This window comes from Micromonospora sp. NPDC004704 (assembly GCF_053601675.1).
In genome coordinates this window covers 107,356-123,177 of record NZ_JBSGCD010000006.1, presented here as the reverse complement: position 1 = coordinate 123,177, position 15,822 = coordinate 107,356, and the positions used below count along the sequence as shown (strand labels likewise).

The window sequence follows — 15,822 nt, the reverse complement described above, 5'->3', positions numbered from 1 at the left end:
GCCGGGTCCGTCCGTCACCCACCCGTCAGAGCGACAGGTTCGGTCCGTCGCCGCCCCAGCTACCGGCGGTGTCGACGTTGCCCGCCTCGTACGACTCCAGCAGCACCCGCAACTCCTCCACCCGCGAACCGTCGCCCAGGGACAGGTCCCGTAGCCCGGTGAGGACGTAGAGCGTCTCGGGCAGGTCCCGGTCGAGGTCCTTGACGATCGCCTCGTCCACCTCGCCCCGGACGCTGAGCACCACCGGGGCGTTCGCGGCCCGCTCCGCGTCGAACTCGTCCACCACGCCCTTCATGTGCTCCAGGTAGCTGGCGAACGCCTCGGCCCGCAGCCGGGCGGTGTCGGCGGAGATGATCGGCTCGGTCACCTGCCGCCTCCCGGCTTCGGCTGCTCGGTCGGCTCGTCACCGGGGAACGGCTCGTTCGCGATCCGGATCGCCTCCCGCATCATCTCCTCGAAGTCGACCGTGCCGTTGATCATGTCCAGTGCGGACATGCCGGTCGGCAATACGGACTGGAACGTCGCCGCCACCGCCGCCTGCGCCTTCGTCCGCGCCTCGGCGATCGTCTCGATCAGCAGGGTGGCCAGTTCGGCCGACGGCATCGTCCGGTACGACCGGGTGAGGAACTTGATGTCGACCAGGTCGCCCCGGCTGTCCACGGTGACGGTGATCGCCCGGTTCTTGGACGTGACCGTGGTCTGGGCGCCCGCGAGTTCCTCCTGCACCCCGGCGAGCGCGGCCTGGCTGCGTTCGAGTTCGGCGTACGCCTGCTCGATCTGGTTGTGCAACGGGCTGGACATGGTTGCGGTACTCCTCTCGCTCAGGAACGTCCGCGGGTGGTGCCCCGCGAGGGCCCGTACGGCGACCGTGGGCCGCGGGTCGGGGCCGGTTGCCGAGTCTGGGTCTCGGACTGGTCGTACTCGGAGCCGTCGTCACGCCCGACGACGGCCGGTGCGCAGTCCGGGTCGGTGCCCCAGACCTCCTCCTCCTCGGCCAGCCAGGTGGTCCGCTCGCGTTCCTTGTTGTCACCGTTGCCGGGACTGCCCATGCCACCCATGCCGCCCATCGGTGGCATGAACGGCATCCCGCCCATGCCGCCCATCGCGCCGTTGGCGCCGTTCGCGCCGGCAGTGGGCGGGAGGATCGCACCGGGGAGGTTCTCCAGGCCGTAACCGCCGGCGTTGAAGCCACCGCCGCCGGGTAGGCCGCCGCCGCTCGTCGCGAGACCGTTGAGCGCTCCGGCGCCGGCGTACCCCGGAGGTGGGGTGCCGAGCGGTCCGACCACCGAGCCCGCCGAGGGGAAGTTGCCGGAGCCGAGATTGCCCGGGTCGATCTGGGAGGGGACCTGGCTGCCGGGGTACGAGCCGCCGCCGAGGCTGGGATCGTCGAGGCCGGGGATGCCCGACCAGCCGCCGCTGCCGAGTCCGCCACCGGCGCCCTCCTCGGAGCCGGCCCCGGAACCGGAACCGGATCCACCGGAACCCGAACTGGAACCGGAGCCCAGGCCCAGGCCCGAGCCGGGCGGCTTCTGTCCGGCGCCACCACCGACGGAACCGCCGCTGCTGCCACCCCCGGTGAACGAGCCGCCGCTGCCCAGACCGGGAATGGTGATCCCGCCGCCACCGGCACCGGCACCCGTGCCGCCGGACGAGCCGCCGCCGATCCCGCCGATCGACGTTCCGCCGCCACCGGGGTTCAGGCCACCGGAGTTCGAGCCGCCGCTGATCCCACCGATCGAGGTCCCCCCGCCGACACCCGACGGGTCGATTCCGCCGGGACCGGCGCCGAGGCCGGAGGTGTCGATCCCACCCGGATCGCCGCCGGAGTTGGACCCGGACGCGAACTGGTTGCCGCCGACCGACGACGGGTCGAACTCCGAGCCGCCGCCACCGGTGTTGCCGCCGCTGCGGAGACCGGAGGTGTCGATGCCGCCCTCGCCGCCTCCCCCACCGCCGCCACTGCCGAGGCCCGAGGTGTCGATACCGCCTTCGCCGCCGCCCCCACCGCCGCCGTTGTTGCCGCCGGTGTTGATGCCGAAGTTTCCGTCACCACCGCCCGGTGGCGGGATCTGCGTCGGATCCGGCGGCGGCACGTAGAAGGTGCCCCGGTACAGGTCCGGGATCACCCGTTGCAGCTTGTCGGTGGTGGTGGCGAAGTTGTCCATCAACGCCTTGGTCGCGGCCAGCGACGCCGCGTTCAACGTGTTCAGCTCGTTGATCCACTGGGTCTTGGTGTCCGTGTTGAGCTGCTCCCACGCGGCCGGCTGCATCAGGTCGTACGGTCCGGGCATGCCCTGGTCGGGGAAGGCGAAGTTCCACACCTCGTCGTACCCGCCGGTGGTGGTGCCGCCGCTGACGAACCCGGGGAACTTGACCGTGCGGTCGTACGCGTCGACCTGCTGCTCCATCGACTGGACGAGCTGCCCGATCAGCCAGTTGGGGTCGTAGAACCGGTACTCCTTGAAGGCTGCCCAGGCGTCGACCATCGCGGTCTTGAAGGTGCCGACCGCGTCACCGCTGCCGTTGATGAACTCGATCCAGTCGTCCGGCTCGGTGATGTTCTCCTTGAGGTAGAGCATGGTCCGGTTGATGTCTTCCATGGCGAACATGAACGCGTCCGCGGCCGAGCCCTCGAACCCGTTCGCCTCCTGGTCGATCTCCCCGACCAACGCCTGCACCTTCGGCTGGCCCGTGTTCATCAGCCAGTTCGTCACCTCGTAGAACAGGTGCGCGGCGTCGTAGAGACTCTGCGGGTCCAGGAACGCGTTGCTCATGATCCCCGAGGTCGTCTCGTCGCTCATCGCGACGAACATCTGGGCCTGCCGGGCCGGGCCGGTCTCCCCACCCTCGTAGAACGAGATCCAGCCGCGGATGAGCTGGAAGTTCTCGAGCGTGTCGGTGTTGCGCTTGCGGTAGAGGGTGATCCGGTTCCAGCCGGCGTGGGCCGGGTCGCCGGGCATCCAGTGGTCCCAGGGCCGCTGATGGGACCCCTCGGTGTTGTACCGGATGTCCGCCGAGATCCAGTACGAGGTGTCCAGTTGGACCCATGCGGGGCTGGTGATCCGGGTCGGGTCGACGTCGTCGTCCGCGCCCAGGATGTCCTTCAGCGCCGGCACCCAGTTCATTCCCGGTGATGGCTGGGTCATGGGTCATCCTCTCGGAGGTCACCGGTGCCGGGACGGCGGGCCCGGCCACGTCGGCCGGTCCGACCGGCCCGGTGCCGGCGGGTTCGTACGGGCTAGAAGTTGGGGATCCGGGCGCGGAACTCGGCGACCGTCATGTCGTTGAGCGACTCGACGTCGTCGGTCGTGTCGACGAATCCGCGCAGTTGCTGACCACGGGTGGTGAAGAGCAGACCGAGCTGGTTGAGCCGCTGCTTGACCACACCGCCCTGCTGCTTGATCGCGGTGGAGAGTGCCTGTCCCACCACGAAGTTCTGGTGTCCGGGCTTGATGACCAACGCGTCGATCGGCCCGTTCGCCGCACCGGGAGCCTCGCCCCCGAGCAGTGTGTTCTCCGCCGCTACCCGGCGCAGGAACGCCTCGTCAACACTGATCGGCATGATCCACCTCCTGTGGGGAGTTCAACATCGACATCCGGCCGGGCGGACGGCCCGCTCGTGTCCACCCGGCCGTTGAGGGCTCAGATCGAGCCGTCGAACAGGGCCGCGCCCTGGGTGTCCGCGACCTGGTACGTGTCCCGGATCTGGTCGATCGCGGAGGCACCCGAGTTGAGGGCGGCGTTCATCTGGCCCATGCCCAGGTGCCAGGTGTTCTGCGCCGTCTGGTACGAACTCGCGGTGTTACCCACGTTCGCTGTGATGAACCTGTTGACCACCTGGTCGAGGTCGGCCAGCGCCTGCTCGATCGACCGGGTCACCCCGCGCAGTTCCTCACCGCTGGCCAGCAGGCCGTCCGGGTTGAGGCCGTAGGTCGCCATGCGTCACTCCTCGCTGCTCGTCACAAATGCTCGTCGTCGACAGGGATGCCGGCGGGGGCGCCGGCGGGACGGATCAGGGCTGGTACCACTTGGCGTGCGACGCCGATTCCATTTCCGCGTTGCTGGAGACCTGCAGGTGCTGGGTCATCGAGGCGCGTAGCTGCTCCAGGCCGTTGCGTACCTGGGCCAGGCCGCCGCGCCAGTTCTGCAGCTCCTGCATGTAGCGGACGGCCGCCTCGCCGTGCCACGGCGTCGACCCGGAGACCGCGTCGACGCTCCGGTCGGCCGCGTTGCAGTCGGCCATCGCGACCTCGAACGCCGCCAGCAGCTGCCGGATGCTTTCCTCGTCTACCTCGTTCGGCTGGGTCATCACACACGTCCTCTCGTACCGTTCGGTTGGCTGTTGCTGGAATCGGTGCTGCCGGACCGGTTGGCCGTGTCGGTCACCCCCGCGCCCGCTGGGGGTCGAGCAGCGGCCCGGTCGGCAGCAGCTCCAGCAGCGCCGGCGACACCGTCGCCGCGAGCGAGGTGGGATAACCCAGGGCCTGGGCCACCGAGGGATCGGCGAGCGGATACTTGATCCCCGCGTCGGTCACCACGAAGTAGCTCGTGCCGGGCGCCTGACCGGGCCGGCCCAGCCGGACCAGGCCGCCGACGCCGGCCGCGAACGCCACCGCGGTGGCGGTCCCGGCGGTACGGGTCACCCCCGCTCCGTCGCCGGCCGCGACCGCGCCGGGAGGCAGCGGTGACTCGGCGGTCAGCCGGACCACGCCGCTCGGATCGCCGTGGCGTACGCACCAGACCCGGCCCGGCCCGGCGGGTGCCACCGCCGGTGGCGTTTCCGGCAGGTCACCGGGGAGCACCGGCTGCTTCGACGCCGGCAGTCCGGCCAGCGCCGCTGCGGTCAGCTCGGTCGGTACGACCGGACGCGACCCGTACGCCCGTGCGGTTTCGGGGTCGCTCGACACCACCGCTACCCCGGTGGGGGTGAGCTGGCTCAACCCGTCCCGTTGGAGCAGGTAGTGCCGCTCGGCGGTGCCGGCGATCCGGGCCACGAAGAGCTGACCGATCTGGGTCGGGGTGCCGTCGACGACCGGTCCCTGCTCGCCCCGGCCGGGCACCGCCACCGGCCCGATGTCCGACCCGGCCGGAAGCTGGTCCAGCCAGCCCGGCTCGACCGGGGCCGGTGACCCGTCGTAACCGAAGACCCGGCTCAGCCAGGTCTGGGTCAACGCGTACCGGCGGCCCCGCCACACCAGGAAGGTCTCCCCGCCGGGCGCCTGGGCGACCACGCCCTGGTCCGGGCCGAGCACCGGGCCGGACGGGGTCCGGTCGACCGTCAGGGTGGTGGCCGTGGCCAGGGTGCCGGCGGCATCACGCCCGGCCACCGCGCAGACGGTCCAGGTTGTGCCGGCGAGGGCGGTCGGTGCGGGCAGTGCGTCGGGCGCGCCGACGATGCCGACCGACTGTCCCCTCGGGACCGACCGGAGCGAGGTCGCGGAGACCGTGGTCATCGCCGGCTTCTTGCCGAACAGGAGCAGGGCGGAGCTGTAGTTGAGCACCGGGCGCAGCCGACCGTCGACGAGGACGTACCGGCTGCCGGTCTCCTTCTCGACCACCACCGTGCCCGGCTTGCGCCAACTGGTCGCGCCGCCCGGCCGCAGGAAGCCGTACACGGCGAAACCGGCGACCACCAGCGCGGCGATCAACGTACCGGCGACGGTGCCGATCAGGAGCCGGCGGTGCGGGTTCTCCGCCGCCTCCGGCTCCGCCGCCACCAGCGCGGAGGTCAACCGCCCCAACACGTACGACTGGGCCTGCACCTGGTCCCGACGCGACTGCATCCGGCTCAGCCCCCCAACGACCGGGCGTAGCGGTACACGTCGAGCACGGCCAGCAGGACGGGGAACATCGCCACCGTGGCCACGGTCTGGCTCAGGTCACCGATCCGACCCCAGTACGGCATCATCCGACGCCCCGGCATGATCCGGGCCACCACCATCAGCAGTACGGTGCCGAGCGGCACCAGCGCGACCGGCAACAGCAGCCGGGGCCACGGCTGCGCGGTGACCGCCGCCTCCAGGGTCACCGCGACCAGTCCGGCCACCGCCGGGGCGGCCATCGCCAACCGGTGCCATCCGCTGTTCATCGGCCGGGCGGCCAGCACCCGGACCAGGGTGACGAGCAGCACCAACGTGATCGACGCCCAGCCGCCCGCCGCACCCACCAGGACCAGGGCGATCCCGACGACGAACGCCAGGCCGGCGTACAGCCCGGTCATGTAGCGGTCGGCGGCGGCGGTCCGGGCGAGCAGCGGTTCGCTCGGTTCCGGATCGATCTCCTCCTGGAGGTGTTCCGGCTCGGTCGGCAGCGGCGCCAGCCGGAGACCGGCGAGGCGGAACGCGAGCATCGGGGCGGCGGTGCCGGCGACGGTCGCGGCGACCGCGACCACCGCCGCGGCCCGGTCGGTGGCCAGCGGTACGAACGCGGCCAGCGCGGCACCACCGGCGGCGAACAGCCCGGTGGTGAGGATCCCGGCGAAGAGCGGACCGGCCCACCCGACGAGGGCCAGTCCGATGCTGGCCGCCGCGAGCGCCGCCACCGAGCCGGCGAACAGCTCCGGCCCGGCCAGCCGTACGCCGATGTCGGCGCTGTCGAGGTCCGGCACCAGGCAGCCGGCGAGCCCGGCGTACCCGATCGCGGCGAACGCACAGACCAGGCCGAACACCCGGTCACCGCCGGCCCTGGTGACCGCGAACGCGGTCACCAGGCAGGCCAGCGCGAGACCACCCGCGGTCAGTGCCCGAGGTGTCGGCGGACCGGTCAGCGCCAGCACCGCCCACCCGACCCCGAACAGGACGGCGAGCAGGCCGAGCGCGGCCCAGCGGATCATCTCCGGACGCCACCGGCCGGCGCGGGACTGCACCCCGGTGGCGATCCCGTCGATCAGGTCGTCGAAGTCGACCGGCGGGATCTGCTCCGACCGGGGCCGGAGGTGGACCACCTCGCCGTCGCGCAGGCCGAGCGAGGCGACCGTGCCGTCCTCGTCGAACGGCGGCGCCCCGAGCCGCTGCAACACCCAGCCGCCGTGCAGCAGGCCGGTGTCCGCCAGGTTCTCGCCGAGGTGGTGCAGCAGCGCCGGCAGCAGGTCGGCGACCAGCACCTGGGCCGGTACGGCAACCTCGACCTGCCGGTCCGGTCCACAGACGACCAGCCGACACATCTCTCCACTGGCGACGATGGTCACGCCCTCACTACGGACCGCCCGCGCGTCGGTTCACCACCGATCGAGGTTTTTTCCCCGACCGGTTGACCGACGGCCGAGGTTTTTCCCCGACCGGTTGACCCGACAGCGGTGTCGGGACGTTGTAGGGCGCGCCGGCCCCACGCGCGGGGCCCGACCCCACGGACAGGTGATCCAGCGGTGACCACGGTCGTGTTCCGGCGTCCGGCCCGACGCAACGGGCCGGAGATGCCCTCCGGTGAGATCAGCCTCCAGGAGCCGCCCGAGCTGCCCGAGATCCAGGCGGGCGGGCTGCGCGGCGCGATGACGTTCCTGCCGATGATGCTGATGTCCGGGGTGATGATGCTGATGTTCGTCGGCCCGTCCCGGGGCGGGCCGATGACCTGGATGATGGCCGGACTGCTGGTCGTCGCCATGGGCGGCATGATGATCGGGCAGATGGCGATGAGCGGCGGCGACCGCAAGCGGCGGCTCGGCGGCGACCGGCGCGACTACCTGCGCTACCTGGCCCAGAACCGGCGGCGGGTGCGGCGGTACGTGGGGCAGCAGCGGGACGCGAGCGCCTGGCGGCATCCCGAGCCGGGCACGCTCTGGTCGGTGGCGATGACCACCCGGCGCTGGGAGCGGCGCGGCACCCACCCGGACTTCCTGGAGTTGCGGGTCGGCACCGGCCGGCAGCGCCTGGCGACCCGGATCGCCCCGATGCAGACCAAGCCGATCGAGGACCTGGAGCCGCTGTCGGCCAAGTCCCTGCGCCGGTTCATCAAGGCGTACAGCACGATCGAGGACCAGCCGGTCGCCCTCTTCCTGCGCGGTTTCGCCCAGATCCGGATCACCGGCGCCGACGACGAACGCCGCTCGGTGCTCCGGGCCCTGGTCGCCCAGCTCGTCACCTTCCACGCCCCGGAGGAGGTGATGATCGCCCTCTGTCTCGGTGGCGACGGGGCCGGCGCCTGGGAGTGGGCCAAGTGGCTGCCGCACGTGCAGCACCCGGTCGACCAGGACGCCGCCGGCTCGGCCCGGTTGGTCGCGGAGAACATCGAGGAGGTCGAACGCCTGCTCGGCGACGCCTTCTCCGCCCGCCCCCGGTACGAGCAGGGCGCCACGCCGAGCCGGGACGAACCGTACGTGCTGGTGATCTGCGACGGCGGGCGGATCCCGACCGGTGCCCGGATGGCCTCCGGCGGGTACCGCAACGCGCTGCTGGTCGAACTCGGCACCGCGCCGCCGGCCACCCCGCGCGAGCTGCTCTGGCTGGACGTGGCCGACGGGCAGGTGGAGATGGTCCGGCACGACGCGGTGGGGCGGGAGGCGCGCTCCCCGCTGGCGAAGGCCGACGGGCTGAGCGTCGCCAAGGCCCGCGCGGTGGCCCGGATCCTGGCGCCGTACCGGCTCAGCATCGCCACCGAACCGGCGGCCGAGGCGCTGACCTCCGACTTCGACCTCGCCACCCTGCTCGACATCGGCGACCTGAGCCGGCTCGACGTATCCCGGATGTGGGCGACCCGGGCACCGGCCGACCGGCTCCGGGTGCCGATCGGGATCGACTCCGACGGGGTACCGGTGGAGCTGGACATCAAGGAGTCGGCGCTCGGCGGGATGGGCCCGCACGGGATGCTGATCGGCGCCACCGGGTCCGGCAAGAGCGAGCTGCTCCGTACGCTGGTGCTGGCCCTGGCCGCGACGCACTCCTCGGAGACGCTGAACCTGATCCTGGTCGACTTCAAGGGTGGGGCGACCTTCCTCGGGCTGGACCGGCTGCCGCACACCTCCGCCGTGATCACGAACCTGGCCGACGAGGCCGCCCTGGTCAGCCGGATGCGCGACGCCCTGCACGGCGAGTTGGTACGGCGCCAGGAACTGCTCCGGCAGGCGGGCGGGTTCAGCTCCGCCCTGGACTACGAACGGGCACGGTCCCAGGGTGCGGGGCTCGACCCGCTGCCCACCCTCTTCGTCGTGGTCGACGAGTTCAGCGAACTGCTCGCCGCGCACCGCGAGTTCATCGACCTGTTCGTGATGATCGGTCGGCTGGGCCGGTCGCTCGCGGTCCACCTGCTGCTGGCCAGCCAGCGCCTCGACGACGGGCGGATCGCCCAGCTCGAATCGCACCTGTCGTACCGGATCGGCCTGCGTACGTTCTCCGCGATGGAGTCCCGGTCGGTCATCGGGGTGCCGGACGCGCACGAGTTGCCCGCCCAGCCGGGCAACGGCTACCTGCGTACGCACGTGTCGACCCTGATCCGGTTCAAGGCCGCGTACGTCTCCGGGGCGTACCGGCCCAAGACCGCCCGGGTACGCCAGGAGGTGGTGCAGCAGCAGGTGGTGCCGTACCTGCTGGACCATGTGCCGTACCGGGTGCCGGAGGAGAGCGCGGTGGCGCCGGACGTACCGGAGGGGGTCGAGCCGGAGGCGAACACGGCGAGCGTGCTGGCGGTCGTGGTGGACCAGCTCGCCGACCAGGGACCGCCGGCCCACCAGGTGTGGCTGCCCCCGCTGGGTGCCCCGCCCACCCTGGACCAGTTGCTGCCCGCGCTCGCCCCGGACCCGGAGTACGGTCTGCGGGCACCGGACTGGCCCGGCAACGGCCGCCTCGTGGTGCCGGTCGGTTTTGTCGACAAGCCGTTCGAACAGGTACGGGAGCTGATGACGGTCGACCTGTCCGGGGTCGGTGGGCACCTGGGCGTGGCCGGTGGTTCGCAGAGCGGCAAGAGCACCCTGCTGCGTACGGTCATCGGCGGTCTGGCGTTGACCCACAGCCCGCGCGAGGTCCAGTTCTACTGCCTGGACTTCGGTGGTGGTGCGCTGGCGTCCATCGCGGACCTGCCGCACGTCGGCAGTGTCGCCAGCCGGCTGGACACCGACCGGGTGAGCCGGACCCTGGCCGAGATCGCCGCCCTGATCGCCGACCGGGAACGGCGGTTCAGCACCCTCGGGGTGGACAGCATGGCGACGTACCGGCAGCACCGGGCCGACGGGACGATCACCGACGACCCGTACGGCGACGTGTTCCTGGTGGTCGACGGCTGGTTCACCCTGCGGCAGGAGTTCGAGGCGGGTGAGGCGGCGATCCGTCAGGTCGTCGCCCGGGGCCTGAACTTCGGCGTGCACCTGCTGCTGACCACCGCCCGCTGGTCCGAGGTGCACCACGGGATGCGCGACCAGATCGGCACCCGGCTGGAGTTGCGCCTCGGTGACCCGGTCGACTCCGCGATCGACCTGCGGCTGGCGGCGACGGTGCCGCACACCCCGGGCCGGGGTCTGACCGCGCAGAAGACGCACTTCCTCGGCGGGCTGCCCCGGATCGACGGGCTGGCCGACCCGAACACGGTCGCCGAGGGTGCCCGGGGGTTGGCCGCCATGGTGGGCGACTTCTGGGACGGCCCGGCCGCCCCGGCCGTCCGTACGCTGCCGGCGGTGCTTCCCGCCGCCGACCTGCCGGCACCCGACGGCGACCTGCGGGTGGCGTTGGGGTTGGACGAGGAGCGGATGCGGCCGGTCTGGCACAACTTCGAGGAGGTCCCGCACCTGACCGCGCTCGGTGACACCGAGAGCGGCAAGACCGCCCTGCTGCGCCACCTCGCGGAGGCGGTGACCCGCCGGTTCACGCCGAAGGAGGCGCGGATCATGGTGGTCGACTTCCGCCGCCAGCTCTTCGAGTCGATCCCGGAGGAGTACCGGCTGGGTTACTCCGTCTCCCCGGACTCGACGAAGGAGGCGGTGGCGCAGGCCGTCGAGGGGCTGCGCAGCCGGGTGCCGGGCGCGGACATCACCCCCGAACGGCTGCGCCGACGCGACTGGTGGACCGGTCCGCGCCTGTTCGTCCTGGTCGACGACTACGACCTGCTCAGCGGGCACGACAGCCCGCTGCAACCGCTGATCCCGTTCCTGCCCCAGGGCACCGACATCGGTTTCCACCTGGTGCTGACCCGAGGTGCCGCCGGGGTGATGCGGATGTCGATGGATCCGCTGATCCGGCGGTTGCAGGAGACGAACAGCCCGGACGTGGCGCTGTCCTGCCCGGCTTCCGAGGGGCCGCTGCTCGGCAACACCAAGCCGCGCATCCTGCCGCCGGGGCGGGCACTGCTGTGCACCCGGCGGGGCAGCCGGCTGATCCAGACCGCCTGGGTGGAGCCGCCGGCCGGGCAGGCGGTCAGCGTACCCGCCAGCGACGCCGACGCCCGGCCCGGATCGTGACCCCGGCGGCCAGGGCGAGCACCGTACCGACACCGACGGCCGCGCCGACCAGACCGGCTCGGCCGACCGCCGGGTCCGCCGGAGGCACGACCGGGAGGACCGCCGGTGCCGGCCGGGCCTCGACCGGGCGCGCCGCCTGACCGGGGTCGACCACGGAAACCGCCGCGTACGGGTCGAGCACGCCGGCCCCGAGTGCCGGGGTACGCGCCGCGCCGGGCGGGTGCTCGGCGGTCAACTCCAGCCGGGTGCGGATCTCGGCGGCGCCCAGCGCGGGCCGGTACGACCGGACCAGTGCCGCCGTACCCGCCACGTACGCGGCCGCGACCGCCGCGCCTCCGACCCGGTAGTGTCCGGCGCCGCTCGGTCCGACGCTGACCGCCGCCACCCCCGGCGCGACCAGGTCCACTCCGGACTCCTCGACGACCGGCGCGGTCGGCCTACCGTCGGCGTCGATCCCGCCGACCGCGACGACCTGCGGGAATCCGGCCGGGTACCAGACCACCGGCGCACCGGCCTGACTCGCCCCGCGCTGGTCGCTGATCGCCGCGACCAGGACGATGTCGCGGGCGACCGCCTCGTCGACCGCGGCCCGCAGGTTGGCGTCGGGAGCCTCGACCCCGGTGCCGACCAGGATCACGTCGGCGCCCAGGCTCACCGCCGCCCGGATGCCGTCGGCCAGGTACCTCGGCTGCAACCGGCCCTGGCCGTCGACGATCCGCACGGGCAGTACGGACACCGCCGGCGCCACCCCGACCACACCGGTCCCGGTGACCGGGCGGGCGGCGACGATCCCGGCGAGCGCGGTGCCCCGACCCCGGCAGTCCCGGTCGGCCCGGCCCCCGGCCACCACGTCCCGGCCGGGTAGGACCACACCGGTCAGCCCGGTCGCTGCGGCGCTGACCCCGGTGTCGACCACCGCCACCGTCACGCCCCCGCCCCGGCTCAGCGGCCACACCGCCTGCGGCGCCAGCCGGGCCACCGGCCACGGAACCCCGGCGAACGGGACCGGGGACGGCCCCACGCACTCGTTGGTCACCGTGGGCAGGGTCGGCGGCTCGTCGGCGGAGGCGTACCCGGCTCCCGCCGGTAGGCCGAGGACCAGCAGGACCGTGCAGGTCGCCGACCCGATCAGCCGCCCCACCGCCCGCTTCCGGACACGCACCGCCATGGCAGCTCCTTCGGGTCTGTTCGCCCTACCGCTGGGATCCGGCGGCGCCGGAGGGAACGTCGACGTCATCGCCGGACGTGGTGTGTCCGGAGGTCGTGGCGGTACGCCGGGCCCGCCGGGTCAGCACCACGGCGGCACCGGCCAGCAGCAGGACCAGTACCACCACCACGGTCACCCGTACCGGCCCCGGATCCCGGTCGCCCGGTGCCGCCGCGGCCGGTCGCCCCTCCTCCGCCAGTACGGCCGTCACGGCGGCACCCGGATCGACCAGCCCCCAGCCGGTGCCGGGATCGGGCAGGCTCGCCCCGACCCCCTCGGCGGTGGTCCTGATCCGGTGGGCGACCTGCTCGGCGCTCAGGTTCGGGAAGGCGGACCGGACCAGCGCCACCGTGCCGGCCACGAACGCGACCGCGTACGGGGTGCCGCTGCCGGCGCTCGTACCCGTGACCGGGTCGACGTCGGGGGCGACCACCTGCACCGCCCCCGGCCGGTAGCCGGTGGCCGGTTGTCCCTCGGCACCCAATCCGCCGACCCGCAGGAGAGCCGTTTCCGGTCGGCCCGGTGACTCGGCCGTGGACCCGTCACCGACCGCCGCTCCGGCGACCACCACGACGTCGTGGCTCAGGGCGGACTCGACCGCCGCCGCCACCACCGGATCGTCGAGGGCCACATGGCCGCCGAGCGCGATCACACCGGCTCCGGCCGAGACCGCCACCTGGATTCCGGTCTCGACGTCGGTCGATCGCGCCTGTGGTGTCGTGGTGACCACCCGGACCGGCAGCACGGTGGCCGCCGGGGCCATCCCGCTCCCGCCCGCCGCGTCGGTGGCGCGTCCGGCGATGATCCCGGCCATCGCGGTCCCCGAGCCGAGACAGTCCACGTCACCGCGTGCGCTGCCGGCGGTGATGTCGACGCCGACCGCCACCCGTCCGGTCAGGCCAGCCCGGCCACCGTCCACCCCGGAGTCCACCACGGCGACCATGACCCCCTCGCCCTCCGTACGGGCCCACGCCGGCCCCGGATCCGGCCGTCGGTCGGTACGGGCCGCGCCGGTCGGGGCGGTGGTCACCGGACACTGCCCGGCCCCGGTCACGTTGCCCACGACCGGGGCGCCGACCGGGGTGCCGCCCACCGGTGGTGACGTGACCGGGGAACCGGCCGAGGGGTTCGGCGGCGCTCCGGTTCCCGGCCCGGCACCGGGTCCGGCGCCGAGCTGGGCCGCGGAGAGCAGGCCGTACCGGACGCCCTCCCCGGTCGCGTCCCAGGGCAGGACGAGCAACCAACCCGGCGGGAGCGGGCCGGGTTCGGTGAGCACACCGCCGTCCGCCTGCCGGCGTCCGGCGTTGAGGTCGAAGATGTCGTCGGCCCGTTCGGTGGTGCCGAGGAACCGGAACGAGATCCGCTCGAGGGTCTCGAACTCGCCCTGGTACGCGGAGGTCACCACGTAGTACTTCAGATAGCTCTCCCCCGGAGCGGCGGGTGCCGCCAGGGCCTGCCCCGGCAGCGTCAGGACCACCGCGATCCCGATGACGAGCGACCACCATCGCCGCCGGACCGAAGACCGCCGCTGCGCCGCCACCGGCACTCTCCTTCGCCTCGGGCGCGACCGCGCGCACCGTGCGCCGTCCGGCGCCCACGCCCGCACAACGGCAGTCCGGGCGCTCCGGTTCAATCCCGTTCGCCGGGGACCGCCGCCACGATGGCGGTCCCGGAGGTCGACGCTGATACCGCATCGGTTGACGCCGGTGCCGTCCCGGGCCCGGTGGACGGCGGGGCGGTCGGGCGTTCGACGGCCAGCAGTGACCAGCGGGCCCGGAGCACCTTTCCGACCAGCACGGGCACCAACAGCCCGTCGCTGGCTGCCAGCATGCCCCGGGCCGCCAGCAGGTCCGCGCCACGCAACCCGCCACTGATCACGATCCCCGGCCCGTCGGCGTCGTACGGCGCCGCCGGGAAGGCGTCGACCTGTCGACAGCCGGCCGGTACGTCGTCGCCGAGCACCCGACCGACGACGGTGACACCGATCCCCCGATCGAGGAGTTGCCCCACGATGGCGAGCGCCTGCCGCCCGGATGCCTCCGGTGTCCCGGTGACGGTCAGCAGATCCGGCGTCCGGGCCAGGTCCACCCAGAGCCATCGCTGCGCCTGCCGCCCCAGCACCACCGGCATGGTGGCGCCCGGCAACCGGTCACCGTCGGGCAGCCAGGCGTACGCCCCGACGTCGCCCACCCGGCCGGCACCGATCAACCGGACCTCGACCCGGTCCGGCCCCTGCCCCAGCTCCGCCCGCAACTCCCCCGGCTCCCCCACCCGATCCGCCTCTGCTTCCGGTGCCGGCGCTGCGGTCGCGGTGCTCGCCACCGTGACCGGGGAACGGCGCCGCTGCCGGATGGCGGCCACCGCGACCGCGAGAAGCAGCACCATCAGCCCGAACGCACCGAGCCGGAGCAGGTAACCGGCAAAACTCGTACGGGTCCGATCACTGGCCGCATCCGGCGCCGGTACGCGGACCGGTTCGGCGGCGCTCGCCGAAGCCCGGGCCGGTACGTCCGGAGGGGTGCCCACCTGCACGCCGGCTCCCTTGGCGTCCGGCGGCAACAGCAGGATCCACCCCGGCCGCAGGTCGAGCGGATCGGTCAGCCGGCCCCCGTCCGGCTGTGGCCGGTCCCGGTTCAGCTCGATGATCTCCCGGAACCGGTTGCCGTCACCGAGTGTCTGCACCGCGATCCCGTACAGGTACTCCTTCTGCCCAGCCGTCCCCGGCCCGACCACGTAATACCGGCCGGCGGGCTCCGCCGCTGGACTCGACCCGGCCGCTGGACTCGGCTCGACCGTCGGGATCGACTCGGCGGCGACGGTTGCCGCGTACGCCTTCGGGCTTCCGGTGAGTCCCGGAATCCCCAGCGGTGCCACCAGCACCAGGCCGACGACCGCCCCCGCCCTACGGGCCGATGCCGACCGTCCGCACCGCCGTCCGGCGCCACCGCCCATCGTGGTCCTCTCCTCACCGACCCGCCCCGACCCCGTCCGGCGGCCCCGCTGCCGACACCCGACCCGGGACGGTTCCCCCTACTACGTACGTGCGCCGCGTCGGTTCACCCGACGCACCGGGTAGGCCCCGACCGGTACGCCGGACCGGGCCGCCCCGACCCACCGGCGCCGGTACGGGCCGGCATACCCGACCGAGCTGGGCCGACAGCGGGCGCTCGTACGTGTCGTACCCGGGCCTTAGGCTGGCCCAGCATCCACCGGGACGCCCAGGTCGGGCGTTGTCCGT

The 15,822-nt window shown here is 73.2% G+C and carries 12 protein-coding genes; 1 reads left to right on the top strand and 11 read right to left on the bottom strand.

The window, feature by feature from the left end; translation table 11 throughout:
• Window positions 1-25 precede the first annotated feature (25 nt).
• The 8 genes from ACWEFB_RS10515 to eccD form a co-directional block, all read right to left on the bottom strand.
• Window positions 26-367 (bottom strand): hypothetical protein, encoded by a 342-nt coding sequence (locus tag ACWEFB_RS10515; RefSeq protein WP_326557886.1) that lies wholly within the window; start codon window positions 365-367, stop codon window positions 26-28.
• Window positions 364-801: a YbaB/EbfC family nucleoid-associated protein gene (locus tag ACWEFB_RS10510; RefSeq protein WP_326557885.1), complete on the bottom strand. Its 438-nt coding sequence runs from the start codon at window positions 799-801 to the stop codon at window positions 364-366. Before ACWEFB_RS10510 ends, ACWEFB_RS10515 begins: the two co-directional genes overlap by 4 nt.
• A gap of 20 nt (window positions 802-821) precedes the next feature.
• Complete coding sequence (locus ACWEFB_RS10505) at window positions 822-3,146, bottom strand: hypothetical protein (protein WP_452284268.1); 2,325 nt, start codon at window positions 3,144-3,146, stop codon at window positions 822-824.
• A gap of 92 nt (window positions 3,147-3,238) precedes the next feature.
• Complete coding sequence (locus ACWEFB_RS10500) at window positions 3,239-3,562, bottom strand: hypothetical protein (protein WP_452284266.1); 324 nt, start codon at window positions 3,560-3,562, stop codon at window positions 3,239-3,241.
• 80 nt (window positions 3,563-3,642) lie between these two features.
• Window positions 3,643-3,939, bottom strand: a complete 297-nt coding sequence (locus ACWEFB_RS10495; protein ID WP_326557882.1) for a WXG100 family type VII secretion target — start codon at window positions 3,937-3,939, stop codon at window positions 3,643-3,645.
• 73 nt (window positions 3,940-4,012) lie between these two features.
• Window positions 4,013-4,309 carry a hypothetical protein gene (locus tag ACWEFB_RS10490; RefSeq protein ID WP_326557881.1) on the bottom strand — a complete coding sequence of 99 codons (297 nt, stop codon included), beginning with the start codon at window positions 4,307-4,309 and terminating at the stop codon, window positions 4,013-4,015.
• A 73-nt stretch (window positions 4,310-4,382) separates the two neighbouring features.
• Window positions 4,383-5,783, bottom strand: a complete 1,401-nt coding sequence (eccB, locus tag ACWEFB_RS10485; protein WP_452284263.1) for a type VII secretion protein EccB — start codon at window positions 5,781-5,783, stop codon at window positions 4,383-4,385.
• A 5-nt stretch (window positions 5,784-5,788) separates the two neighbouring features.
• On the bottom strand, window positions 5,789-7,186 hold the full coding sequence (gene eccD, locus ACWEFB_RS10480) for a type VII secretion integral membrane protein EccD (protein ID WP_452284261.1): 1,398 nt from the start codon (window positions 7,184-7,186) through the stop codon (window positions 5,789-5,791).
• Window positions 7,187-7,411: 225 nt separating this feature from the next.
• Between eccD and eccCa the strand changes: the two genes are divergently transcribed.
• Entirely contained in the window at window positions 7,412-11,377 is a 3,966-nt protein-coding gene (gene eccCa / locus ACWEFB_RS10475; RefSeq protein ID WP_452284604.1) for a type VII secretion protein EccCa, read from the top strand.
• Here eccCa and ACWEFB_RS10470 read toward each other — a convergent pair.
• From ACWEFB_RS10470 to ACWEFB_RS10460, 3 genes are all read right to left on the bottom strand, one after another.
• Window positions 11,334-12,545, bottom strand: coding sequence for a S8 family serine peptidase (locus ACWEFB_RS10470; RefSeq protein ID WP_452284259.1), 1,212 nt, complete (start codon window positions 12,543-12,545; stop codon window positions 11,334-11,336). The genes eccCa and ACWEFB_RS10470 overlap by 44 nt on opposite strands.
• A gap of 25 nt (window positions 12,546-12,570) precedes the next feature.
• On the bottom strand, window positions 12,571-14,124 hold the full coding sequence (locus ACWEFB_RS10465; protein ID WP_452284257.1) for a S8 family serine peptidase: 1,554 nt from the start codon (window positions 14,122-14,124) through the stop codon (window positions 12,571-12,573).
• 89 nt (window positions 14,125-14,213) lie between these two features.
• The gene (locus ACWEFB_RS10460; protein ID WP_452284255.1) at window positions 14,214-15,536 is read right to left on the bottom strand and encodes a LysM peptidoglycan-binding domain-containing protein; all 1,323 of its coding nucleotides are present in this window, start codon (window positions 15,534-15,536) and stop codon (window positions 14,214-14,216) included.
• Window positions 15,537-15,822 lie beyond the last annotated feature (286 nt).